This window comes from Streptomyces sp. Alt3 (genome assembly GCF_030719215.1).
Classification (GTDB): Bacteria; Actinomycetota; Actinomycetes; order Streptomycetales; family Streptomycetaceae; genus Streptomyces; species Streptomyces glycanivorans.
The window spans coordinates 317,556-340,498 of record NZ_CP120983.1 but is presented as its reverse complement, the minus strand read 5'-3'; the positions used below and the strand labels follow the sequence as shown (position 1 = coordinate 340,498).

At 69.9% G+C, this 22,943-nt stretch carries 19 protein-coding genes and 1 pseudogene; 10 read left to right on the top strand and 10 right to left on the bottom strand.

What is annotated here, in order from left to right; translation table 11 throughout:
• Positions 1-7: 7 nt before the first annotated feature.
• Entirely contained in the window at positions 8-508 is a 501-nt protein-coding gene (locus P8A20_RS01585; protein ID WP_147961557.1) for a hypothetical protein, read from the bottom strand.
• A gap of 44 nt (positions 509-552) precedes the next feature.
• Positions 553-1,647, bottom strand: coding sequence for a hypothetical protein (locus P8A20_RS01580; protein ID WP_147961556.1), 1,095 nt, complete (start codon positions 1,645-1,647; stop codon positions 553-555).
• A gap of 372 nt (positions 1,648-2,019) precedes the next feature.
• Between P8A20_RS01580 and P8A20_RS01575 the strand changes: the two genes are divergently transcribed.
• The 5 genes from P8A20_RS01575 (at position 2,020) to P8A20_RS01555 (ending at position 7,914) form a co-directional block, all read left to right on the top strand.
• Entirely contained in the window at positions 2,020-2,739 is a 720-nt protein-coding gene (locus P8A20_RS01575) for a hypothetical protein (protein ID WP_147961555.1), read from the top strand.
• A gap of 64 nt (positions 2,740-2,803) precedes the next feature.
• Positions 2,804-4,633 carry an FG-GAP-like repeat-containing protein gene (locus tag P8A20_RS01570; protein ID WP_147961554.1) on the top strand — a complete coding sequence of 610 codons (1,830 nt, stop codon included), beginning with the start codon at positions 2,804-2,806 and terminating at the stop codon, positions 4,631-4,633.
• Positions 4,634-4,967: 334 nt separating this feature from the next.
• The gene (locus tag P8A20_RS01565; RefSeq protein WP_147961553.1) at positions 4,968-6,077 is read left to right on the top strand and encodes a FecCD family ABC transporter permease; all 1,110 of its coding nucleotides are present in this window, start codon (positions 4,968-4,970) and stop codon (positions 6,075-6,077) included.
• Positions 6,077-6,850, top strand: a complete 774-nt coding sequence (locus P8A20_RS01560; protein WP_187282268.1) for an ABC transporter ATP-binding protein — start codon at positions 6,077-6,079, stop codon at positions 6,848-6,850. The genes P8A20_RS01565 and P8A20_RS01560 overlap by 1 nt, the downstream gene beginning before the upstream one ends.
• Positions 6,851-6,888: 38 nt before the next feature.
• Positions 6,889-7,914 carry an ABC transporter substrate-binding protein gene (locus P8A20_RS01555; RefSeq protein ID WP_147961551.1) on the top strand — a complete coding sequence of 342 codons (1,026 nt, stop codon included), beginning with the start codon at positions 6,889-6,891 and terminating at the stop codon, positions 7,912-7,914.
• A gap of 103 nt (positions 7,915-8,017) precedes the next feature.
• Here P8A20_RS01555 and glpK read toward each other — a convergent pair whose 3' ends face one another.
• The 3 genes from glpK to P8A20_RS01540 all read right to left on the bottom strand — a co-directional run bounded on the left by glpK (position 8,018) and on the right by P8A20_RS01540 (position 11,820).
• Positions 8,018-9,535, bottom strand: coding sequence for a glycerol kinase GlpK (gene glpK, locus P8A20_RS01550; RefSeq protein WP_147961550.1), 1,518 nt, complete (start codon positions 9,533-9,535; stop codon positions 8,018-8,020).
• Positions 9,536-9,562: 27 nt separating this feature from the next.
• A complete protein-coding gene (locus tag P8A20_RS01545; protein WP_147961549.1) occupies positions 9,563-10,408 on the bottom strand; it encodes an MIP/aquaporin family protein in 846 nt (281 codons plus the stop codon).
• A gap of 458 nt (positions 10,409-10,866) precedes the next feature.
• Complete coding sequence (locus tag P8A20_RS01540; RefSeq protein WP_147961548.1) at positions 10,867-11,820, bottom strand: NUDIX hydrolase; 954 nt, start codon at positions 11,818-11,820, stop codon at positions 10,867-10,869.
• A gap of 324 nt (positions 11,821-12,144) precedes the next feature.
• On the opposite strand from P8A20_RS01540, the gene P8A20_RS01535 reads away from it, so the two are divergent.
• Positions 12,145-13,248 carry an AI-2E family transporter gene (locus P8A20_RS01535; protein ID WP_187282280.1) on the top strand — a complete coding sequence of 368 codons (1,104 nt, stop codon included), beginning with the start codon at positions 12,145-12,147 and terminating at the stop codon, positions 13,246-13,248.
• 67 nt (positions 13,249-13,315) lie between these two features.
• On the opposite strand, the gene P8A20_RS01530 is transcribed toward P8A20_RS01535, so the two are convergent.
• Together P8A20_RS01530 and P8A20_RS01525 are read right to left on the bottom strand one after the other, a co-directional pair.
• Positions 13,316-13,921: a GNAT family N-acetyltransferase gene (locus tag P8A20_RS01530; RefSeq protein ID WP_306102684.1), complete on the bottom strand. Its 606-nt coding sequence runs from the start codon at positions 13,919-13,921 to the stop codon at positions 13,316-13,318.
• A gap of 83 nt (positions 13,922-14,004) precedes the next feature.
• Positions 14,005-14,985 (bottom strand): annotated as a pseudogene (locus P8A20_RS01525) (PLP-dependent cysteine synthase family protein); the annotation flags it as partial.
• A 581-nt stretch (positions 14,986-15,566) separates the two neighbouring features.
• Between P8A20_RS01525 and P8A20_RS01520 the strand changes: the two are divergent.
• From P8A20_RS01520 to P8A20_RS01510, 3 genes are all read left to right on the top strand, one after another.
• Positions 15,567-15,707 (top strand): putative leader peptide, encoded by a 141-nt coding sequence (locus P8A20_RS01520; RefSeq protein ID WP_187282282.1) that lies wholly within the window; start codon positions 15,567-15,569, stop codon positions 15,705-15,707.
• A gap of 290 nt (positions 15,708-15,997) precedes the next feature.
• Positions 15,998-17,110: an LLM class flavin-dependent oxidoreductase gene (locus P8A20_RS01515; RefSeq protein WP_306102683.1), complete on the top strand. Its 1,113-nt coding sequence runs from the start codon at positions 15,998-16,000 to the stop codon at positions 17,108-17,110.
• A 10-nt stretch (positions 17,111-17,120) separates the two neighbouring features.
• Complete coding sequence (locus P8A20_RS01510; RefSeq protein WP_147961544.1) at positions 17,121-18,476, top strand: NtaA/DmoA family FMN-dependent monooxygenase; 1,356 nt, start codon at positions 17,121-17,123, stop codon at positions 18,474-18,476.
• A 208-nt stretch (positions 18,477-18,684) separates the two neighbouring features.
• Here the strand turns inward: P8A20_RS01510 and P8A20_RS01505 are convergent, their stop codons facing one another.
• Positions 18,685-20,547: a CocE/NonD family hydrolase gene (locus P8A20_RS01505; protein ID WP_306102682.1), complete on the bottom strand. Its 1,863-nt coding sequence runs from the start codon at positions 20,545-20,547 to the stop codon at positions 18,685-18,687.
• A 293-nt stretch (positions 20,548-20,840) separates the two neighbouring features.
• On the opposite strand from P8A20_RS01505, the gene P8A20_RS01500 reads away from it, so the two are divergent.
• Entirely contained in the window at positions 20,841-21,494 is a 654-nt protein-coding gene (locus P8A20_RS01500) for a Type 1 glutamine amidotransferase-like domain-containing protein (RefSeq protein ID WP_306102681.1), read from the top strand.
• Between the two features lie 47 nt (positions 21,495-21,541).
• On the opposite strand, the gene P8A20_RS01495 is transcribed toward P8A20_RS01500, so the two are convergent.
• Both P8A20_RS01495 and P8A20_RS01490 read right to left on the bottom strand, forming a co-directional pair.
• Positions 21,542-21,928: a GntR family transcriptional regulator gene (locus P8A20_RS01495; protein WP_147961542.1), complete on the bottom strand. Its 387-nt coding sequence runs from the start codon at positions 21,926-21,928 to the stop codon at positions 21,542-21,544.
• 2 nt (positions 21,929-21,930) lie between these two features.
• Positions 21,931-22,881, bottom strand: coding sequence for a DUF1648 domain-containing protein (locus P8A20_RS01490; RefSeq protein WP_187282266.1), 951 nt, complete (start codon positions 22,879-22,881; stop codon positions 21,931-21,933).
• Positions 22,882-22,943: the final 62 nt, after the last annotated feature.

Below are 22,943 nucleotides of genomic sequence, written 5' to 3'. Positions count from 1 at the left end.
AGTATTTCTACTTGGAATCCGACGGCTTCTCCGCGGTGGCCTTGGGTGCTTTGGGGGGCTCCTCGGCCTTGGGCGAGGCCGGGGCGGCAGGAGCCTTGAAATCGCTTCTCTTCGGCGTCTCCAGGCCCTCGTCCTTCTTCAGGTCGCCGTGATTCGTCACCGTCTCACTCGACTTCTCCATGCCGGCCGCCGCCGCCGTGGACACCGAGCCGGGATTCCGGGCGTACTCGGACTGCGTGCCGGCCGATGCCTGGGTGGTCTGGATGAAGGAGGCGAGGAAACCCAGGACGGCCCGCGCTTCGGGGGACTGTTCCTGCACGGTCTTCGCCCTGTGGGAAGCTCCGTGGATCGCGCTGGTGAACAGGCTCGTGGTCTTGTCGTCGTAGGTGTCGTCGTCGGCGTCCTCGAAGTCGACGTCCCCTCCCGGTCGCGGTTTGTCGTGGTCGGTGATCACCGAGAAGAGCCCCGCGCCTTTGCCCGCGGAGCTGAAGATGTTGTCGAACACCATGGTCGTCGCCTCTTGTCGTCGTCGTGTAGGTGCCGCCCGCCAGGTCAGGGCCGCTTGTACGGTTCTCGCCGGCTGTCGGTCAGGCTCTCGCCGTCGAACATCGTGTGGTGGACCTCCAGGGCGGAGACGACCTCGGCCAGTCCCTTCATGCGGAAGCCGCCGCCCGCCAGATCGAGGTCGCCGATGTCGCGGGCGACCAACAGGTCGAGCCCGGGGTAGTCGCCCGGCTGCGGGGGAGACAGGACTGCCACAGGCACGTCGTACTTCACCGCGAGCAACCCGGAGAAGGTCACCGGGATCTCGTAGGAGTACTGCTTGCGGGCACGGCGCTGGGTGACGATGGTCTCCACCCGGGAGCCCGGCGGGACCTTGCCCGAAATCTGCGATTTCGAAGCCCAGCCGGTGGTCAGGGAGCCGCCTACGGAGGCCGTGATGCCCTGGGTCAGTGCGGCGTTGAGCGCCGCGGTACCTGAGGCGCTGCCCGAAGTCGTGAACGCCACCGAGCCGGTGAGCGAGGCGGACGCGGAGTTCGTCGCCCCGTTGGTCACCGAGGTGTCGACGGTGTTCGCGTTGTCCACGCCCACACTGTCCTTGCTGTTCTTGTTGGTCACCGTGTTCGCGTTCTTGTTCGCCATCTCGTTCTTGAGCTGTGTCCCGAGCTGCGTCTGGAGGTTCAGGCCGAGCTGGTTCTGCAACTGCAGTTGGAGCTGCGCGCTGACGTTGCCGCCGAAGGTGAGCTTGGAGTCTCCCGAGAGGGACCACGTGGCTCCGTTCGACACGGTGAAGTCGACCGCGTCCGTGAAGGTCATCTCGGACTGGCTGCGGTTGACGTAGGTGCGCGAGGAGAACGTGTCGGGCGAGGGCTGGGTGATGTTGCGCCGCTCCTCGATCAGCGGCTCCCCGAGGTTCATGTAGGCGAGCCAGCCCAGCTCGAACGCCGACCCGGGAAACGCGCCGAAGCTCGACTTGTTCACGGAGAACCCGACGGGCTTGTGCCGCACCCCGTAGTCGTCGACGTAGACGAGGTTGGGGTGCTCCAGAACGGAGCGCCAGGTCTGTTCGATGTTGAGTTCCCGCAGGTTCTTCTTCGTCAGCGGCTGGCGCTTGGCCCGTTCCAGGTTGTACGCGTTGGAAGGCAATTTCTGTCCTCGACTGATCTGGCCGAAACCGCGCTCGGTGAATTGAAAAGGGGCATCTGCGCACACGTTCCGCCAAGTGAAACTATCAAAACCGTTATTGCTCGAGAAGGGGCCTCCGGGTATCGCACTCAAACGAGTGATCAAGATCTTCCTGCCGCGCTTGATCACTCGATCGATGACCTGGCGGTCCGCCGTCTGTGGGTTGTGACCTCGAACGTTGCCGCTTTGGGGGTATTTGCTTCGGTCACGTATTCGCTTCCCGTGCCGGTTCGATCGAGGCCTGGGGACCGGGCGGTAATGCCGCGTGATAAATCACTGCACTGAGCGCCCGACGCGTTGTTCTCCACATCAATGACATGCGAGGTTTCTGCGATGTACACCCAAGAACGCACGGCAATGGCGAATTTGGTGGTCGGTGGGCCGGTGGCGGTGAACAGCTACGACAACGCAATTGTGGCCGCACTGGTCGAGAACCGGCCGGTCATGCTCGTCCACGCCTTCAACGGTGGCTATCTGCGGCCCGCCGAACTGAAGGAGGAGAGCCACGACAAGGGCGTGAAGCTGGCCACCGCGCTCGACCCGGCGACCAAGGACGCACAGGGCCACCTCTGGTACATCACTCCCGGCGGTTTCTTCGGGCAGCGACCGCTGTACCTCATCGAGAGTGCCGCAGGCCAGGTGACACCCGAACCCGCCGGGGCGGGCGACACCGTCGGCGGGCGCGGCGACGACGGAGCGCCGAAGCCGCAGCGCAGGCGCATCACCGTCCACCAGGAGGCCCCCAAGAGCACGGCCGACACCGTCCAGGTCGGCCTCCCCGACAAGGTGGGCGACAAGTGGCGCGGGAAGAACGGTGCGATCGAGGACACCCAGCTCTGGGTCGTCACGGTGACGCCGTGGGGCGGGATCACCTTCGTGCCGATCACCCACCCCGACGCCATCCTCGGCTTCAAGGACCACGCGGTGACGGCCGACAGCGAGGCACGTCTCACCTACAACTGGGGCGGAGACTTCACCGGGACGGTCATCAACACGTTCTACCCGAGGCTCCCCAGCGAGTGGAACGTCCCCTACCACCACGTCTTCACGTGATCCGCCGCCGCGCTGTCACTCCCTTCCCAAGCCGACGCCCCAACCGCCCGGAAGAGGCACCACGATGCCCTTGCCCACGCAAGAACTGAAGCTGGAGATCGTCAACGCCGCCACGGGGAAACCCCTCGGGCCGAAGGCCGTGCCGGGCGCGGACGGGGCGCTCGTCGTCCGGGACCACCCCGATGACGGTCCGGGCCCGGTGCAGTGGCAGTTCACTCCCGTCCAGGACGCACAGGACGACCAGGCCTACGTGATCCGTAACGCGGCCGGCGGCAAGGTGCTCGACAACCCCGCCGCCACGGACCGCGGCGTCCGCCAGTGGGATGCCGCCGTCAACAAGAAGGGGCAGCAGTGGCGCGTCGTGCCCGTCGAAGGCGAAGCGGGCCTCTACTTCATCGAGGGCGCGGCCGACGGCGCCGTTCTCGACCTCGCCGACCCGGGGAAGGAGGACACCCGAATCGTCCTCGGCGAGTACGACGACAGCGCCGAAAGCCAGCGGTGGCGTCTCGTCCCGGCCGAGCCGGAGCGCACGAGCGATCTCGTGCTGCGCTGGTCACCGCTGAGCCACTGGAACAGTCGCCGGTCCTGGCGTCTGGCCCGCTCGGCCGCGCTGCGGCCGGCGCCCGACGCGACGCCCTCCTTCAGCAACGTGCTGCTGGTCCTGGAGCGGTACGGAAGCGACAAGGACGCCGGCGAATGGAAGAGCCAGGGGGCCGCTCGCTCTCCCGGTGGGCAACCGGGCCGGTGGGCCGGGCTCGGTGAGCGCCTCCTCGCCGACACCACCGGCACCGGACGGAAGGACATCGTAGGGCTCAAACCCGGAAAGGGGGCGGTGGCGTCGTCCGGCAGGGGCGACGGGACGTTCCACGACGAGGAACGCCCCCTGCACCAGCCCGCACCCTCCCCGAGCCCCGCCGACCTGTGGAGCCTCGTGGACACGACGGGCGACGGCAGTCTCAGGGTGGTGGTGCTCGCCGCTGACGGCGTCCGGGTGTCCCCTCAGGACGCCGGCGGTACGTTCACCGCGGGCGGTGAGCTGGTCCTCAAGGCGTTCGGACACGGCAAGCAGGCCGGTGGCTGGCTCGCCGACAAGCATCCCCGTTTCGTCGTGGACACCACCGGTGACGGCAGGCTCGACATCGTCGGCTGTCACGACGACGGCGTGTGGGTGTCACTCCAGGACGAGGAAGGCAAGTTCACGCCCATCGGCGAGGAACCCGCTCTCCGGGCCTTCGGGCACAGCGACGAGGCCGGTGGCTGGCTCGCCGACAAGCATCCCCGTTTCGTCGTGGACACCACCGGTGACGGCAGGCTCGACATCGTCGGCTGTCACGACGACGGCGTGTGGGTGTCACTCCAGGACGAGGAGGGGAGCTTCGCCGAACCTCTCTACGTCCTCGACGACTTCGGGACCGAGCAGGGATGGGGCTCGGCAGACCGACAACCCCGGTTCCTTATCGGGACCACCGGCGGCGAAGCGCTGGACATCGTCGGTTTCGGCCCGCAGGGAGTCGTCGTGTCCCGGGGACGCGGCGACGGCACCTTCGAACCGTCGAAGCTCGTCCTGAACGACTTCGGACAAACCCAGGGATGGACGAGCGACAGGCACATCCGGTTCCTCGCCGACGTCACCGGCGACGGCACCCCGGACATCGTCGGCTTCGGCAACGAAGGCGTCTGGGTGTCGCACAACGACGGGGACGGCCGGTTCGAACAGGCCCAACTGGTGTGCCGCGGGTTCGGGTACGACGAGGACGCAGGCGGCTGGCGAGTCGACCGCCACCCCCGCTTCCTCGCCGACATCACGGGCGACGGGCGCGTCGACATCGTCGGCTTCGGCGGGCCAGGTGTGCACGTGGCCCGGAACCTCTTCCGCCGGTTCAGCACCCGATAGCCCGCAAGGACATCCACAACGCCGTCACGACAGTCGAACGAGCGGACCGCCGCGGGGCCGGACGGCCTGGGAACGAGCAACCTCCCCCCGGCGGGGCGCCCTGCGACACCCGCTAAGCTGCAAGCGCCTCGTGGGGGAAGTCCGGTCGAATTCCGGCGCTGACCCGCAACGGTAGGCGGAACGCGACCTGCGATTCCGTGAGCCCGATTACCCGCGGTGGTGAAGCTCCTGTCAATCGCCGTGGACTGCGAGAGGTGCTGCGCACGGCGCCTGGCGTCCGGAGCCGCTCCTGTGTACACGTGGGTGCACGGCCCGAGGCGAAAGCGATCCGGCTGTGGCCAGGACCCGTGAACGAATACCCGTGGCCCCGTCGGGTGCCACCCGCACAGGGGAAGGTGCGGCAGTCTCCCGGCGGGTCCCCTTGCCGCTGCTCGTGGTCGGTCTGTGCGTCGCCCTGCCGCTGTCCCTCGCCTGCGGGGCTGGAATCGGGGCCTCCGGGGTCTCCTGGGGCGAGGCGCTGCGATGCCTGTGGGCCGGGCTGACCGGTGGGGCCATCGCGCCGGACGAGGTCGCGTCGTACACCATTGTCTGGGAACTCCGCTTTCCACGCGCCGTACTGGCAGCGGTGGTCGGGGCAGGACTGGCGGCCATCGGCCTCGCCGTGCAGGCGATGGTCCGCAACGCCCTCGCCGACCCGTTCGTCCTCGGCATCTCCTCGGGTGCCGCAGTCGGAGCCAACGCCGTAATCATCTTCGGGGTGTTCGGGGCCCTCGGGGTCTGGGCGCTGTCGACGGCCGCGTTCCTGTCCGCGCTCCTCGCCATGGTGCTCGTGTACTCGATCGCCCGGACCGCCCGGGGCCTGACACCACTCCGGCTCGTGCTGACCGGCACCGCGATGTACTACGGCTTCTCGGCCGTCACCACGTTCATGGTGTTCGCCGCCGAACGCGGCGAAGCGGCCCGGTCGGCGATGATGTGGCTGCTCGGCAGCCTGGGCGGGGCCAGTTGGTCCTCGGTGCCGATCGCCGCGGGCGCAGTGCTCGGCGGCCTCGTCCACCTCGGCTGGTCGGCACGCCGGCTGAACGCCCTGGCCATGGGTGACGAGACCGCTGCCGCGCTGGGGGTGGACCCCGGCAGGCTGCGCAAGGAACTCTTCCTCGTCTCCGCCGCCGTCACCGGGGCGGTCGTCGCGGTCAGCGGAGCGATCGGTTTCGTGGGCCTGATGGTTCCCCATGCCGCACGGATGCTGATCGGTGCTGACCACCGCCGCCTGCTGGCCGTCGCGCCCCTGGCCGGTGCCGTCCTGCTGGTCTGGGTGGACATCCTCTCGCGCGTGGTCCTCGCGCCCGCCGAACTTCCGGTGGGTGTGCTGACCGCGGCCGTCGGTGTGCCGTGCTTCGTCCTGCTCATGCGCCGCCGGACCTACACCTTCGGAGGCGTGTGATGGAGGTCGACATCGACGCACTGACGGTCGAGATCGCGGGTGTGCGGCTGCTTCGACGAGCCACCCTGCGCGCGGGGAGCGGGCAGGTCGTCGGCCTCGTCGGGCCGAACGGCAGCGGTAAGTCGACCCTGCTGCGCTGCGTCTACCGGGCGCTGCGACCCTCGGCGGGCGCGGTGCGGATCGGCGGCGAGGATCTGCTCGCGATGCCCGCGCGCGAGAGTGCGCGCCGGCTGGCCGCCCTGCCGCAGGAACTGGTGGCGGAGTTCGACTTCAGCGTCGCCGAGGTCGTGGCCATGGGCCGGTTCCCGCACCAGGGATCGGTCGCCAGGACCACCGAGGAGGACCGGCGCATCTGTGCGGCCGCGTTGGCGGGAGTCGGGGCCGGCCATCTCGTCGACCGCGGGTTCCTCACACTCTCCGGCGGGGAGAAGCAGCGCGTCCTCATCGCCCGCGCACTCGCTCAGCAGCCCCGGGTGCTGGTGCTCGACGAGCCCACCAACCACCTCGACATCGCCCAGCAGCTGGAGGTTCTGGCTCTGGTGCGCGCCAGCGGGCTGACCGTGCTCACCGCGTTGCACGACCTGAACCTGGCCGCACTCCACTGCGACGTGCTCCATGTGATCGACGCCGGGCGCATCGTCGCCTCCGGCGCACCCCACGACGTCCTCACACCCGCGCTGCTGGCCGATGTCTTCGGGGTGCGGGCGCATCGCGTACCGCACCCCGAGACCGGCGTGGTGCAGCTGCTCTTCGACCGGCTTCCCTCCGCGTAGCCCCGCCCGCTCACCTGCCCGCAAGGAGTCACATGCCCATGCCCCGCCCTGTGCGCCCCGCCGCGCTCGCCGTCGCCTTCACCGTGCTCGCCCTGACCGGTTGCGGGGCGGAGGTCACCGCGCGGGAAGGAACGGACGACGCCGCCCGAGCGGGCGGCGGCCGCTACCCGGTGACCGTCGAGAACTGCGGCGAGAAGAAGACGTTCGAACGGGCCCCCCGACGTGTGGTGACCAACGACGTCGGCATCACCGAGATCATGTTCGCCCTCGGACTCGAGGACCACATGGCGGGATACGTGATGCCCGACGACAAGGGAGACCTCACGTCCGTGCCATGGAAGGACGGCTACACGAAGACCGAGTGGCTGTCGAAGGAGCAGATCAACAAGGAACTGGTCCTGGACGCCCGCGCCGACCTGGTATTCGCGGGCTGGAACTACGGGTTCAACGAGGGCGACGGCTTCACCCCCGCCGAGTTGGGGCGTGTGGGCATCGACTCGTACGTGCTCAGCGAGTCGTGCCGCAACGGACAGGGCAAAGCACGCGGGGTGATGTCACCGCTCGACGCGCTCTACACCGACCTGCGGAACCTGGGCACGGTGTTCGACGTCGAGGACAGAGCGGAAGGCCTCATCACGTCCTTCCGGAAAGAGGTGGCCGAGGCCCAGGCGAAGGCCGCGAAGGGGGCCGACCGGCCACGCGTCTTCCTCTACGACGACGGGCAGGACAAGCCCTTCACCTCGGGTGCCTTCGCCGGACCGCACGACATCATCACCAAGGCCGGCGGCGACCACATCATGAAGGACCTCGAGGACAGCTGGACCACCGTGGGCTGGGAGACGGTCGTCGCCCGCGATCCCGAAGTCATCGTGATCAACAACTACGGGGACACCACCGCCGAGCAGAAGCGGAAGTTCCTCATGTCGTACAAGCCCCTCGCGAACGTCTCGGCCGTCAGGAACGACCGGATCGTCGTCCTCGACTACGTGGACCTCGTCGAAAGTCCGCGTAACCCCGCAGCCATCCGCTCCCTGGCCGCTGAACTCCGGGACCTCAGCTCCTGAACCGCCCGGGAACACGCTTCGGCCTGCCACGGGGCACATGAGAGCCGGGGACGGCGACCACCTGAAACGGTCACCGTCCCCGGCCCTGTACGACCAGGGGGCCCTACGGGACCTTCACCCAGTCGAGGGTGCGTTCCACGGCCTTCTTCCAGCCCGCGTAACCTTCCGCACGCTGATCTTCGGACCACTGGGGCGCCCACCGCTCGGACTCGTGCCACTGGGCGCGCAGTTCGTCGGTGTTCTGCCAGAATCCCGTCGCCAGCCCCGCGGCGTAGGCTGCGCCGAGCGCGGTGGTCTCCGCGACGACCGGACGGCTGACCGGGACACCGAGGACGTCTGCCTGGATCTGCATGCACAGATCGTTGGCGGTGACGCCACCGTCGACCTTCAGCACGTCGAGGTGGACGCCGGAGTCCTGCTCCATGGCTTCGACGACGTCGCGGCTCTGGTAGCAGATGGACTCGAGGGTCGCCCGCGCCAGGTGGGCGTTGTCGTTGTACCTGGCGAGGCCGACGATCGCGCCCCGGGCGTCGGAGCGCCAGTAGGGGGCGAACAGACCGGAGAACGCGGGGACGAAGTACATGCCGCCGTTGTCGTCGACCGAACGGGCGAGCACCTCGCTCTCCGCCGCGGTCTTGATGATCTTCATCTGGTCCCGCAGCCACTGCACGGCGGATCCGGTCACGGCGATCGAGCCCTCCAGCGCGTACACCACCGGGGAGTCGCCGAACTGGTACGCCACCGTGGTGAGGAGCCCGTGCTGGGAGCGGACCAGTTCGGTCCCCGTGTTGAGCACCAGGAAGTTGCCGGTCCCGTAGGTGTTCTTGGCCTCGCCGGGAGAGAAACAGACCTGTCCGACGGTGGCCGCCTGCTGGTCGCCCAGGACCCCGCCGATGGGGATGGCCGCGCGGAGCGGCCGTGAGGTGCGGGTGGTTCCGTAGGCCTCCGGGTGGGAGGAGGGGTTGATGGTGGGCAGCATCGACCGGGGGATGTCGAAGAAGCCCAGCAGTTCCTCGTCCCAGTCGAGGGTCTCCAGGTCCATCAGCATGGTGCGGCTGGCGTTGGTCACGTCGGTGGCGTGGATGCCTCCGTCCGGCCCCCCGGTCAGATTCCACAGGACCCAGGCGTCCGTGTTGCCGAAGATCGCGTGACCGGCCTCGGCGGCTTCCCGTACGCCGTCGACGTTCTCCAGGATCCACTGGATCTTGCCCGCGGAGAAGTAGGTCGCCGGGGGGAGACCCGCCTTGCGGCGGATGACGTCGCCACGGCCCGACCGTTCGAGTTCCGCGGCGATGACGTCCGTACGGGTGTCCTGCCACACGATGGCGTTGTAGTACGGGCGCCCGTTGCGCGGGTCCCAGACCACCGTGGTCTCACGCTGGTTGGTGATCCCGATCGCCGCCAGGTCGCCCGGCGCGATGCCGCCGAACCGCAGGGCGTTCTGCATCACGGAGTTCGTGCGCTCCCAGATCTCCACCGGGTCGTGTTCCACCCAGCCCGAGCGCGGGAGGATCTGGGCGTGCTCCAGTTGGTGCTTGGCGACCTCGTTGCCGCCATGGTCGAAGATCATGAATCGTGTGCTGGTGGTCCCTTGGTCCACCGCGCCGATGAAGTCCGCCATGATGTACCACCTCTCCGGCCGGTGCGGTCAGTCCTCGGGTGCCGGGACGCGTCCCGGTGGCTCGGGCTCCGCGGACGGCAGGAACCGCCCGACGAATGCCTTGTACAGTCCGGCGCCGAGCAGGCCGCCGACGAGAGGCCCGATGATCGGGACCCAGAAGTAGAGGTTCCCGTACTGATCTCGCCAGGCTCCGTTGTATCCGGTGATGAAGCTCGCCAGCCTGGGGCCGAAGTCCCGGGCCGGGTTGATCGCGTAACCCGCGTTGGTTCCCCACGCCATGCCGATCGCCACCACGACCAGCCCGATGACGAACGGGGCCAGGTTCGCGCCCGGCGGCGTGTTCAGCATGTCGGTGATGGCCATGATCAGCAGCAGCAGGATGGCGGTGCCGATGACCTGGTCGCGGAACGCACCCCACTCGTGGACCGGCAGAGCGGGATTGCCGTTGGCCGGGAGCGTGGAGAACACCGTCTGCGTCTTGACGGTGTGTCCGGGGTCGGCCTTCGCCAGCGCCTCGGTGTAGTTCCAACGGACGAGAAGGGCGGCCACGAACGCGCCGGCCGTCTGGGCCAGGGCATAGGGCGCCACCTTGCTCCACGGGAAGCCCCGGAACGCGGCGAGCGCCAGGGTCACCGCTGGGTTGAGGTGGGCGCCACTCAGCCGTGCCGCCACGTAGACGCCCAGGGTGACACCGAGCCCCCACGCCCAGGCGATGCTGTCGTGGTCCCCGAGACCGCCGGGCGGATCCGTCAGAGCTCCGCCCGCCGCTACCTGGGCCACCACGCCGCAGCCGAAAAGAATGAGAATCATCGTGCCCGCGAACTCGGCGGACAATTCGCCGAGCAACCCGGATCGTGTACTCCGTTTCGCCATGGAAGCTCACCCTCCGCCGGCTGACCGGCCGTCTTCTGCCTGAGCGATCCCGGTCAGGCTAGGACGGCTTTCCGAAAGCCGCATATCAGGGTGAAGGGGATTTCGTGGGAGCGACGCGCCGCAGACCGGCACCGCGGGCCGGACGACGTGCCTGATCTCCTCGCGGGGCCTCCGGGAGCGTGAGGGGGCACTTTGCGCTGTTGGTGGGAAGCGCCCCCTCCCGCCGGACGGTGATTCCCCACGCGTCCCTCACCCCGTCGGTCAGCCCGGATCCACCTGGCGCCGGGCCTGGCAGATAGCCATGGTCCAGTTGCCGCTGTCCGTAGAGGGTCCATGTCTGTACGTTCGGTTTCTGCGACGTCACCAGTGCTCCGTTCCGCCGGACGGGAGACGGAAGTCCCGCCGCGTGGACCGCGGGAAGGCGGTGTTGTGCGTCGGGTCCTTCGTCCGGGCCGGGCTCATGACGGCCAGCCCGTGCGCGCGTACGACTCGCCGCGGGCGATGGCGGTGAGCGCGGTGGCCGCGTATGCGACGAGAGGCTCTGGGAGGGCCTGGAGGGGCCACCACCTCCACTCGGTGCACCGGTCGGGTTCCAGGACCCGGGGTTCGCCGTGCCAGCGCGAAGCGGCGAAGAACAGCTGCACGCGCGAGACCGGGCTGCCGGGGTGCCGCAGATCGAGGGTGTGGACGAGCGAGAGGTCGCTCTCCGCGATGACGATGCCGGTCTCCTCGGCCGTCTCGCGGACCACACAGGCCAGAGCGGACTCGTCCGCCTCGCGGTGGCCGGCAGGCAGGTGCCAGGTCGAGGGAGCGAAGACGCTGTCGGGGTGGCGTCTGCCGAGCAGGACCGCGCCGTCGCGTTCCAGATAGAGGTGAGCCCCGACGATGCTGCGCTCCCGCGGCTCCCGGACGGCCGGGATGCGCACGGTGGGTGGCCGGCCGTCGGTGTCGGGGCGGGGGTGCGGGTGCCTCAGGTGTTCCTGGATGGCGGCGGCGGTGCCAGGTTCCATGGCCATGTGCACTGTCTCGGCTGCGTGCGTCCAGCGCAGCTCGATTCCTTCGTGGAGCGGGATCTCGTGGGCGGGGCGGTTCAGCGTGCCCAGGTACACCAGGACGCGGTTCGTCAGGGTGTCCGCCGCATCGAGGGTTTCGAGCATGACGAAGGGGGCAAGACCGGGAACGGAGAGGCGGGTCTCCTCGTACAGTTCACGCGCCATGGCCTGGTCGCACGTCTCGCCCGGCTCGGTGTTCCCGCCCGGGAAGGCCCACTGGCCGGGCGCCCAGATCGGCTTGTTCGCATCACGCAGGTGCAGCAGGTAGCGGCCCGCGTCGTCGACGAGGAGGGCGGCGGTGCCGGGGAGTCCGTCGGTGGGCTCGTGGGACGCGGTGGTCGTCGTTTCGGTACGGGTCATGCGTGCTCCTCAGCGCGGAACGGGCTGGCGTGATGCGGGAGGACGGGGCGGACGGACACGGTCGCCCGGGCAGGGACGTGCGGCGGCCTGGAAGCCGAGTGCCGGTCAGGGGATCGGGATGGGTGCGGAGCCAGCTTCCCGCGCTGCCAGGAGGCGCGGGCCGGTTTCGGTCGATTTCATCCTTCGGACGGTCACTTCGGGCCATGGGCTTGGGGCCGTTCGACGTCGTCCCGGTGCAGGCCGGCTTCCTTCGTGTGTCGGTCCGGTAGCGAGAGGTCAGAAGCGGGGCCGCGGGCCAATAGGGTGAATCGCATGTCAGTCACGATGAGCTCCACCAAGACCCGCGCGGCCCTCCGCGTTTCGGCACGCGTATCAGGCGAGTTGCTCCTGGTCCTTGTCATGACCGCAGTGGCGGTGTGGTTGCTGGGGCGCATGTGGTCGGTCGTCTGGCCACTCGTGGTCGGCCTGCTGCTCACGACTCTGACCTGGCCACTGACGCGAGTCCTGCGCCGACGCGGATGGCCACCGGCGCTCGCCGCTTCCACGGTGACGGTGCTGTTCCTCCTGGTGGCCGGGGGAGCGGCCGCGTTGATCGCGGTGCCGGTGGCCTCCCAGTCCGGAGAACTGGCCGACGGAGTGGTCGAAGGCATCCAGCGGCTGCGCGAATGGGCCTCCGGGCCGCCTCTCAACATCGGTGACGATCAGATCACCGGCGCGTTCGACTCTGCGACCGCCCGCGTCCAGGACAGCATCGGCAGCATGGTCACGACGGTCGTCACCGGTGTGAGCACGGTGGTCAACGGTGTGGTCACCGCCGTCCTGGCGGTCTTCCTCATGTTCTTCATGCTCAAGGACGGCCCCCGCTTCCTGCCGTGGCTCGCGCGTCAGCTGCCCGGCCGGCTCGCCACCGATGTTCCCACCGTGGCGGCGCGTGGCTGGGACACCCTCGGTGAGTTCGTGCGGTCCCAGGCCTACGTCGGCCTGCTCGACGCCGTCCTCATCGGTCTCGGCCTCTGGATCGTCGGAGTGCCTCTGGTGCTGCCCCTGGCCGTGCTGACGTTCGTCTCCGCGTTCGTGCCGATCGTGGGCGCGCTGTTCGCAGGCTTCGTCGCCGTCCTCATCGCCCTGGTGTCGAACGGACCGGCCGACGCGCTGATCGTGCTGGCGATCATCGTGGTGGTGCAGCAGCTCGAGGGCAACGTGTTCCAGCCCATGATCCAGAGCCGGGGGCTCGGCCTGCACGCCGCGGTCGTCCTGCTGGCGGTGACGTTGGGTGGCAGCCTGGCCGGCATCGTCGGCAGCCTCCTCGCCGTGCCCGCTGCCGCGCTGATCGCCGTGGTCTGGAACTACGTGCGCGAGCAGCTCGTCGAACCCGGGGAGGAGCCGGAGCCCCAGGCGTCACCGAGCCCCGTCGGTGTCCCGTCCTGAAACGTGCCGCCACGTCCGGCCCGGCGGTGCCGGGGGTGGGGGAGCCCCCACCCCCGGCGGGTCTCCCTCACCGCCGTTTGCCGTAGCAGACGCCGAACGAGTCGGCGTCGTACGGCGGGTAGCAGGGGATCCGGTGCCAGCCCTGGCGTTCGTAGAGCCCCATGGCCTCCGGTTGCAGCTTTCCCGTCTGCAGGGAGAGCCGGGAGACGCCGAGCGCACGCGCGCTGTTCTCGACGGAGTCCAGCGCCGCTACGGCGAGGCCGCGCCCGCGGTGCTCGTCATGCACATACACGCGCTTGACCTCGTAGAGGTCCTCGGCGTCCCGGTGCCTGAGCAGCCTCAGGGAGGCCGTCGCCAAAGGGGCCGCGCCCTCGTAGGCGAGCCAGGTGACGGCGATCTCGGCGGCGGTCGGCGGCCCGGGCCGCCGACCGGCACGCTGGGCATCGAAGGGGGCGTAACGGGGCCGCAGTTCGGCGTCCATCCGCTGACGCAGTACCAGCGCGTCGGGGTCGTCCCAGGTGGCGGCGACCCATCGCACGGTGCCGGACGGGGGAGCGGTGCGGGGGAGGTTCGCGCGGTACTCCGGGGCTTCCGTGCGGCGTCCCCGTGGTGCCGGGACGCCGACACCGCCCGTGGCCAGGACGCCTGTGTCCAGGTGCTGCTTTCCGTTCATCGGGCACCTGTCGCGATCGGGTCGCCCCCGGTCACCGCTCGGTCGGAGGCCGCCGGCGGCTGGACCTGCTGGTCGACAAGCTCTTCGTCCGGCAGGCCGATCCCGCGCAGCCAGTCGTCGTCGAAGACCTTCGAGAGGTAGTTGCGGCCGGAATCGGGCAGCAGTACGACCACCAGGTCGTCCGGTCCTAGTTCCGTCGCGACCCGCAGCGCTGCGGCCACTGCGGTACCGGCGGACCCGCCGGCCAGCAGGCCTTCCTCCCGGGCCAGCCGGCGGGCGGTGAGCAGGGAGTCCTGGTCGCTGATCCGCTCGAAACGGTCCACGACCGAGGGGTGGTAGGACTTGGGCCAGGTGTCGTCCACCGTCTCGGGATGGCGGAACCGGCCGATGCTCTCCACGTGGTAAGGGCTCCCGTCGCCGCCGGAGTAGAGCGAGGCCTCGGGGTCGGCGCCGACGACCGTCACCCTGCCGGCGCTCACTTCCTTGAGGTACTCGCCGGTTCCGGTGATGGTGCCGCCGGTCCCGATGCCGGACACGAGGTGGGTGATCCGCCCGTCGGTCTGCCGCCAGATCTCCGGCCCGGTGGTGCGGTAGTGGGCCTGCGGGTTCGCCGGGTTGTCGTACTGGTCCGCCAGCCAGCCGCCGGGCGTCTCAGCGGCGACCCGGTGGGCCACGGAATGCACGTGATCGGGGTGCTCACGCGGCACATCGCCCGGGCAGACGATGACCTCCGCCCCGTAGGCGCGCAGTACTGCGATCTTCTCCGCGCTGCTCTTCTCCGGAATCGCGAAGACGCAACGGTAGCCGCGCTGAGCGGCGACCATGGCCAAACCGACGCCCGTGTTCCCCGAGGTTCCCTCGACGATGGTGCCGCCCGGCATCAACTTCCCTGCCTCCTCGGCTGCTTCGACCATCGACAGGGCGATACGGTCCTTCACGCTGCCGCCCGGATTGACGTACTCCAGTTTCACGTAGACGGGTGCTGTGGCTCCGCCCGTGACACGGTTGAGCCGCACCAGCGGGGTGTTGCCCACCACGTCGGTCAGGGATGCGTGGACGTCCATTGCAGTGCTCCTTGCTCGGGACCGGACCGCACCGTCGGACCCGGTGCGGTCCGCGCCCGCCACGTGTCGTCGCGCCCTCGCCCGTCCGGGAGGACCTCGCGGGGGCCGGGCGGGTGTACCTGGCCGGCGCATCGGCGATTCTTCAGGAAAGTGGCAGGACACCAGGGCATTGCCACGGTGTGTGCGCAGATGGAGATCGGGAGAGGCAGGCCTGCCTCTGACGTCAGGCCTGACAGAGGGCGCTGCAGACGCGGCGCAGATCGACGTGCCGACGGGCCGCGAAACGAGGGCGGAGGAATCCTGCGCAGCGCGCACCACCAAGCCGTCCCGAGGGCGTGAGCCCGGAGGTGGTCGGCCCGTACGGCATGAGTGGCGCGGTCCTTTCGTGCACGTGGTGTCGTCCCCCAGGGACGACGCGAGGCAACGTACCAGCTCGGACACCGGACGGGCCACGGCCGGTGTCCGGTGGGCGGACAGACGGCATTGTCCAACCGGGGCCGAACGGCTAACGTGAAGAGAGATCACACAAGTCGCAGCTGAAGAAGCGCTGTTGACTGGCCCACGGCTGTGAGGTGACCGGAATGCAGGTGCGCCCCGTCCTCCTGCGTGACGGCCGTGTGCCGCACCCCGTCGCCGCCTTCCGGCCGCTTGTCGCCCGGCGCCACGTCGACCTGCTCCGGGTGAGCAGCGCGCTGTGTCCGAGCACCTCGCTTCGCCGCTGAGCGCACACCTGCCGCACGCGCCGTCCGGTCCCGGCCGCTGATCACCGCGCCTCGGCCCATCGCTGTTCACCGGCGTTCTCCCCGACACTCCCCGTGCTCGGCCGAGGCCTGTCGGGAGGATGCCCGACCGGCTTCCGGCTCACCGCCCCGCGATGTGAACACCCTGGCCGTGCGGTGCTCCAGGGCACCGGACGCTGCGCCGTCCTGAGCGCGCCGGGGCCGGCGAAAACACCGCACCACCTTCCACCGACACGCGTTCCATCGCCTCTCTTCCTCCGGAGGAACATCACATGACCGACCGCGAAACCGGGCTCGCCGGCCTCCGTCTCGCCCTGGAGACCGACGGCGACGGTTCCCACCCCGCTGCCTGGCGCCACTCCGGCCGCCCACCGGGCGCCGTCCTGACGCCCGGGGCCCTGCGGGACGTGGTCACAGCGGCCCAGGACGCCGGCTTCGACCTCGTGACCTTCGCCGACTCACCCCTGCCGCCCGACGGCGGGCCGGGAGTGGCCGGACGGCTGGAGGCGGGTACCCGTGCCGCCTACGTCTCGCCCCTGACGGACCGGATCGGGCTGGCGCCCACCCTGCACGTCGCCACCACCGAACCGTTCCATCTCGCCACGCAGCTGGCGAGCCTGGACCACGCCTCGCACGGCAGGGCCGGCTGGGTGGTCGGCGCCGCGGCGGGCGAGGACGACCTCGCCACCGTCGGGGGAGCGGCCCTGACCGGTGCCGCACTGGCCCGCGAGACCGCCGACGTCATCGACACCGCCCGGGCACTGTGGGACTCGTGGGAGGACGACGCGGTGATCAAGGACGTGGCGACGGGCCGATTCCTCGACGCGCGGCGGGTGCACCACATCGACTTCGAGGGAGCGTCCTTCACGGTCAAGGGCCCCTTGATCACCCCGCGTCCGCCGCAGGGCCAGATCGTCGTCCTGGTCCCGGACTCCCTCGACGCGGACGCCCGCGCCGACGTGGTCCTGGTCGGAAGGTCTGATGTCGCCGCGGTCGCCGCCAGAGCGGCCAGGGCCCGGGAAGCGGGCGCGCCCCTCGTCCTCGCCGAGGTGGAGGTCGTCCTCGACGCTGCGGTGCCGGCCGCCGACCGGCTCGACGAGCTTAACGAGGCCGCCCGCCGGCCGGACTCGGGGCGGCTACGTCACGTGGGCTCCGCCGAGTCCCTGCTCGACCTGCTTCGGGAGCTGGCCGATTCGGTCGACGGCGTCAGGCTGCATCCCGCCGTGCTCGCCGTCGATTTGCCGATCCTCGCCGAGCGGGTGCTGCCGAGGATCTCCGCGTCGCGGTCCGGGCGCGTGCCACGGGCCGGCGGCTCCCTGCGCGAGACGCTCGGCCTTCCCCGCCCCGCCAACCGATTCGCCGCCGCGGCGGCCACGAACGCCTGAGGTGAGTGCCATGACCGGTCGAAACCCCCTTCCGCAGCTCCACCTCGGTGTGTTCTTCACCGGTGTCGGTCCCGAGCTGATCTGGACCGATCCGAGGGCGCGCTCGCACACGGCGTTCGAGACGTTCGTCGAGATCGCGCAGATCCTGGAGCGGGGACTGTTCGACGCGTTCTTCCTGGGGGAGGGGCTACGGGTACGGGAGAACCGCGGAAGGGTCCACGACCTCGATGTGGCCGGCAGGCCCGACGCGATCACCCAACTGACCGCGCTCGCCGCCGTGACCGAGCGGATCGGCCTGGTGGCCACCCAGAACACCACCTACAACTATCCGGCGGACCTGGCCCGTCGGCTGGCCAGCCTGGATCTGCTGTCCGAGGGCCGGGCCGGGTGGAACGTCGTCACGACCGACAACGCCTGGACCGGGGCCAACTTCCGTCACGGAGGCTGGCTGGAGCACGAACGCCGCTACGAGCGTGCGGGACAGTTCGTCGAAGCGGCCAAGGAACTGTGGTCCTCATGGGCCCCGGACGCCGTCGCGTCGGACGGCGGCGCGCCGAGCTGGTCCCGGCCCGGTGCCGTCACCACGGTGGAACGCGACACCGACCTCGTACACCTGCGTGCCACCGCCACCGTGCCGGGCAGCCGCCAGGGACGTCCGGTGCTCTTCCAGGCGGGGGACTCGGACGGCGGGCGCGAACTCGCAGCCCGCCACGCAGATGTCGTCTTCTCCGCCAACACCGAGTACGGCAAGGCCGTGGCGTACGCCGCCGACCTCCGGGAACGGCTGGCCCGCCACGGCCGGTCACCGGACTCGCTGCGGATCCTGCCGGGGGCGAGCGTCGTCCTCGGCGACACCACGGCCGAGGCGCAGGAGAAGGCGCGCTGGGTGCGCGGTCAGCAGGTCAACGGTCCGCGCTCGGTCGCCTTCCTCGAGCAGTACTGGGGCACCGATCTGTCCGCCTACGACCCGGACGGACCGCTCCCCGACATCGAACCCGGAGAACAGGAACTCGACCCCTCGCGCGGCACGATCTCCATCGAACGCCGCACCGGGAAGCAGGCGCTGATCCGGAAGTGGCGTGACCTCGCCACGGAACGCGGCCTGTCCATCCGCGAGCTGGTCCTCGAAGTCTCCCCGGGGCACCCGTCCTTCGTCGGAACCCCCTCGGCCGTCGCCGACGAGTGGACGCGCTACGTGAGCACCCGTGCGGTCGACGGCTTCAACCTCCTGCCGCAGCTGCTCCCGGCATCCGTCACCGACATCGTCGACGAGCTCGTTCCGGCACTCCAGGAGAGGGGCGTCTACCGCACCGCGTACCAGGGCACCACCCTGCGCGAACACCTCGACCTCCCCCCTCTGGGGTGAGAGCCCCACGTCGCACCGTGCGGGCCAGGGGCGGACGTACGCCCCTGGCCCGGCCCGTACGGGCCAGGGGCGACCGCCCTCGACACGTGCCGCTCCGGATCCCACCTGCACGGAGGAGTCGGCCGGAGCCGGGGCGGAGAGGGCCGGCGCCGTACAGGGTTCCCGGGGAGTGGTCCGGGAACCCCTGCGGACGACGCCCGAGCGGGTGTCAGAGGCGGCCTCCGGGAACCACCGTGAACGTACCGGTACCGGCCGGAAGGGGAACCGTGTACTGGCGCAGGTAGGTGTCCAGGTACGGCGAGCGCGCACCTCCGGTGGCGACGTCGTCGGCCGGGTCGTCCAGGGCCAGCCCGAGCCGTGCTCCCTCGACCCGGATCGTCTCGCCGGAAGGAGTGTCACGCCACGAGCCGGTCTGGACGGACCCGATCCCCACCGCCAGGACGTGCCCCGCCGCCAGGGTCCAGTCCGTCGCCTTGAGATCGACGGAGAGCTTCCCCGTCCTCAGCAGCGAGACCTGCTCGTCGAACATGACAGCCTTGCCGTCGGGGGCGACGTCGTACAGCTTGAGCATCACATTGCCCTCTCCCTCCGCGGTCAGGGAGATCCGCGGGGTGCCGGTGACCCGCACGGCCTTCTTGAGTGCCTTGGACCACACGAAGAAGCTCGACGTGACCACTCCGGACTCCTGGAGCAGGGCCTGCTTCTCGGTAAGCCCCCTCGGCGCTGCCGGATCGGTGGTGGGCGCGTTCTCCAGGTCCCAGTCGCCTGTCTGTTCCACCTGTTCCCGGGGGGCGGGTCCGGCCAGGCCGGCGATCGAGGAGAGGCCGCCGTCGTCCACGTACGAGCCGCCCCCGAGAGGAAGGGTGACGTGACGCTCCACGACGGGCCAGGTCTTCTGGGCCCGCCAGGCGCCGGTGGAGTCCTCCACGGAGTAGGCCGGGTAGCGGACGGCCGGCCTGATGCCCTTGAGGTACTGGTCGTAGAAGGAGAGGGTCTCGTCGTACCAGCCCTCACGTCCCATGGAGAGACGGCCGTCGCTGGTACGGTCTCCGCCACGGACGTGTTCCCACTGGCCGACCCAGCCGCGCTCGGGGCCCTTGTGGTTGTCGAGGTACTCCTGCATCTCCTCGGGCTTGGTGTTGTTCTCGATGAAGCCCTGGGTCACGAAGAGAGGGGTGTCCGTGCCCCTGGCCGCCTTCGCCAGGTCCCGGGAGGTCCAGAACTCGTCGTCCTGGTCGGCGATCCGGTACCCCGCCGAGTTCTGCGTCAGGCACTCGGGATGGGCCTCCTCGTAACGGGAGTTGGCCAGGTAGCGCGCGTCGTCGTCCGGCAGCTGGTCCAGCGTGGCGATCGAGTTGTAGGCGTTGGCGGTGCCGGTGACGTTCGGGCGGGGGACGCCGTTCGAGTAGATGTACTGGTACATGTCCCAGACAGGCTCCTGGGCGACGACGGCCTTGAGGGCACGCTGGTCCAGGTTGTTGCCGATGAGGCCCGTCGCGGCGTCGTAGGACTTGCCGTACAGGCCCACCGCACCCGTGGACCAGGGCTGCTTCGCCGCCCAGTCGATCGCCGCCTTCACGTCCGCCTGTTCACCGGGGCCGCCCCAGTCGAGACAGCCGGTGGAACCGCCGAAGCCGCGCAGGTCGACCATCACGAAGGCGTAGCCCTGGTCGAACAGGTCGGTGCCCTCGATGAAGTCCTGGAACCGGGCGGAGGGACCGGTGTGGGCCCATCCCTCGGCACCGGACTGCCCGGAGTGCCCGAAGTACGGGCCGACGGACAGGATGACGGGTGCCTCGGCCTTCCTCGGCAGGTCCTCGGGCAGCAGAACGTCGGCGTGCAGTTCGGTGCCGGAGCGGTCGGAGGAAGGGAAGTAGTGCTGCGTCCAGAGCGAGCCCTCCGGGACGCGGTCGTTCTCCTCGTGGGTGACCGGATCGGTCGCGGTGGCGACCCGGGGGCCCTGAGCCGCGGTGGGCCCGGAGGCTGCTGCCGGGCCGGCGAGGAGGCCGGTCGACGCGAGGACGGTGACGAGTGCTGAGGCGGCCCATCTGGCCGTGCGACGTGCTCTCACATGCTTCTCCCGGCTGGGTGGGTACGGGGTTTCGCAGTGGTGCAGGCCGAGCAGCGGTTCCTGGCACGACCCTGTGGACGCCACGGTGGTCGCGTACGCCCGCGAAGCTGGATCACAGTCGCGAACAGGAACAGGAACAGGAACAGGAACAGGAACAGGAACAGGAACAGGAACCGACGGCGCGGAAGTCTATGATCACTCCGGCTGTGCTACAACAGCCTTACGTCTCTTCTGTGTTAACCGATGTGGCCGGTGGCTCCTCCGCGGCGTGTCCGCACCATTACGGTGCACGGATGCGTATGTACCTCTCCTCGTTCCGGACCGGCGACCAGCCGGCGGAAATGCTGGCGCTGCTGCCCCGCACCGCTCCCACCGATGTCGCCGTCGTCGTCAACGCGGTCGACGCCCTGTCGGACGAGGAGCGCCGACTGGCGGTCGAGCGCGAGTTCGAGGCGATGTCCGGGCTCGGGCTGCGGCCGGTCGAGGTCGACCTGCGCACGTTCTTCGGACGTCCCTCCACGGAGATCGCGGACACTCTCTCCCGGTTCCCCCTGGTCTGGGTCCGCGGAGGCAACGTGTTCGTCCTGCGCCAGGCCATGGCCCGCAGCGGTGCCGACCGGGCTCTGACCGACCTGCTGCGTCAGGACGCCTTCGTCTACGCCGGTTACAGCGCGGGGGCCTGCGTTCTGGCGCCTGACCTGCACGGTCTCGAACTGTGCGACGATCCGAAGGAGGTGCGCACCGCCTACGGTGACGAGGCCCGCTGGGACGGACTGGGTATCCTCGACCACGTCGTGGTGCCCCACATCGACTCCCCGGGCCATCCCGAATCGGAAATCCTGGGAGCGGTCGCCGACCGCTACCGCGCCGAGGACACCGCCCACCGGACCCTGCGCGACGGCCAGGCCCTCGTGATCGACGGAGACGGCGACCCCCGCGTGTGCTGACCCCGGCGGACCGGCCGTCGTCGTTACCACACGGGGGTGGACCGCTCTCAGGGAGCGGGCGGGGCGGTGGCGGGTGGGCCCACCAGGCCGTTGTGCACCATCGACAGGAACTCCTGGTCCGTGAGGCCGAGTTCGCGTGCCTGTCTGACGAGGGAGTGCACGGACTCGGTGATCCGGGCCCGTCCCGCGGCGCCGGGCGCCGCGGTGATCACCGCGCCCCGGCCGCGTCGCAGTTCGAGCAGTCCCTCGTCGCGCAGCCGCTGAAAACCGCGGAGCACGGTGTGCACGTTGACCCCCAGGGAATCGGCGACCTCGCGCGCGGGCGGCAGCCGTTCACCCGGGGCCGCGGTACCGTCGGCGATCGCGCCCCGTACACAGGCGGCGATCTGCTCGCCCAGCGGCACGGGCGAACCGGGAAGGACCCGGAACAGCATGTCTAGTCGCGCTCCCTTGCGTGGCGGTCAGCCAGGCCGTTGAGCAGTCCGGCCGCGGTGGTCGAGTCGTCGACGGTGACCACGTATTCGCGTCCGCCCGTCGTGCGTACCGAGAGGGCCTCTCCCGACCGGAGCAGTACACCCCGACGGTTCGGGCGGATCCTGTAGCCCCAGCCGCCGAATTCTCCCATGGCGTTGACCTGGACACTGCCGGCGCCGGCGATGCTGCCGAGCGGCAGGGCCAGCCGGGGCCTGGGCAGGAGCGTCGAGGCGATCGTGAGTCCGCGCCGGTCGACAGTCACCCGGACTCCGGTGAACGCGAGGCAGACGAGGCCGACGACGAGCAGCGGCAGTCCGCTCCGCCAGGCGCCGAACGCCGCGGTGGACACCCCGGCGATCGTCACGGCGGCGGCCGTGAGGAGCAGGACCCGGGAGACCTCGGTGCGGCTCCAGGCCGCCGCTTCGCCGTCGGCAAGTGCGAGTGAGGGAGCCTCCGGAGCAGCAGCGGGGCGTGGTTCCGCACCGGACAGCCACCAGGCGAGTGCGCCGGTGAGCAGGCCCCCGAACAGCAGCGCCGCGACATGCCGGACCGGCATCTGCGCTTCGGCCGCGCTCTGGATGTCGGAGTTGACCAGGACGGTGACGACCAGCGGATAGCCGAGCGCCGCAGCGGTGCCGGCGCCGATGGCGGCGTTCAGCCTCGTCCCCGCGCGCTTTCCGGTGGCCGCCGTCAGGACGGTGAACAGCAGACCGAGACCGACGAGCAGGGCACCTCCGAACCACAGTGCGGAGGCCCGGCCCATGAAACCGTCGGGACTGCCGTCGAACGAGAAGTGGGTGGCGATCCGCTCGGGCAACCGGTCGTAGTGGGTCAGGAACGTGCCGACGTAGGCGATGGTGGCGACGGCGAACGGCACGGCCGTCAGGGCGGTCCCTCTGCTGATGGCGGTCATCTGCTCCCCCTCAACTTGTTCGCATTGAAGTAGAACAATAACAGGTCGCCTCGCGCCGGGAG

What these genes read in the sequence shown, in the direction of transcription:
- P8A20_RS01515 (WP_306102683.1), top strand. Translation starts at nt 15,998, where the DNA reads ATGACCGACCGCGAAACCGGGCTCGCCGGCCTCCGTCTCGCCCTGGAG.
- P8A20_RS01510 (WP_147961544.1), top strand. Translation starts at nt 17,121, where the DNA reads ATGACCGGTCGAAACCCCCTTCCGCAGCTCCACCTCGGTGTGTTCTTC.
- P8A20_RS01560 (WP_187282268.1), top strand. Translation starts at nt 6,077, where the DNA reads ATGGAGGTCGACATCGACGCACTGACGGTCGAGATCGCGGGTGTGCGG.
- P8A20_RS01570 (WP_147961554.1), top strand. Translation starts at nt 2,804, where the DNA reads ATGCCCTTGCCCACGCAAGAACTGAAGCTGGAGATCGTCAACGCCGCC.
- glpK (WP_147961550.1), bottom strand. Translation starts at nt 9,535, where the DNA reads ATGGCGGACTTCATCGGCGCGGTGGACCAAGGGACCACCAGCACACGA.
- P8A20_RS01490 (WP_187282266.1), bottom strand. Translation starts at nt 22,881, where the DNA reads ATGACCGCCATCAGCAGAGGGACCGCCCTGACGGCCGTGCCGTTCGCC.
- P8A20_RS01575 (WP_147961555.1), top strand. Translation starts at nt 2,020, where the DNA reads ATGTACACCCAAGAACGCACGGCAATGGCGAATTTGGTGGTCGGTGGG.
- P8A20_RS01585 (WP_147961557.1), bottom strand. Translation starts at nt 508, where the DNA reads ATGGTGTTCGACAACATCTTCAGCTCCGCGGGCAAAGGCGCGGGGCTC.
- P8A20_RS01530 (WP_306102684.1), bottom strand. Translation starts at nt 13,921, where the DNA reads ATGAACGGAAAGCAGCACCTGGACACAGGCGTCCTGGCCACGGGCGGT.
- P8A20_RS01520 (WP_187282282.1), top strand. Translation starts at nt 15,567, where the DNA reads ATGCAGGTGCGCCCCGTCCTCCTGCGTGACGGCCGTGTGCCGCACCCC.
- P8A20_RS01500 (WP_306102681.1), top strand. Translation starts at nt 20,841, where the DNA reads ATGCGTATGTACCTCTCCTCGTTCCGGACCGGCGACCAGCCGGCGGAA.
- P8A20_RS01545 (WP_147961549.1), bottom strand. Translation starts at nt 10,408, where the DNA reads ATGGCGAAACGGAGTACACGATCCGGGTTGCTCGGCGAATTGTCCGCC.
- P8A20_RS01535 (WP_187282280.1), top strand. Translation starts at nt 12,145, where the DNA reads ATGAGCTCCACCAAGACCCGCGCGGCCCTCCGCGTTTCGGCACGCGTA.
- P8A20_RS01495 (WP_147961542.1), bottom strand. Translation starts at nt 21,928, where the DNA reads ATGCTGTTCCGGGTCCTTCCCGGTTCGCCCGTGCCGCTGGGCGAGCAG.
- P8A20_RS01540 (WP_147961548.1), bottom strand. Translation starts at nt 11,820, where the DNA reads ATGACCCGTACCGAAACGACGACCACCGCGTCCCACGAGCCCACCGAC.
- P8A20_RS01555 (WP_147961551.1), top strand. Translation starts at nt 6,889, where the DNA reads ATGCCCCGCCCTGTGCGCCCCGCCGCGCTCGCCGTCGCCTTCACCGTG.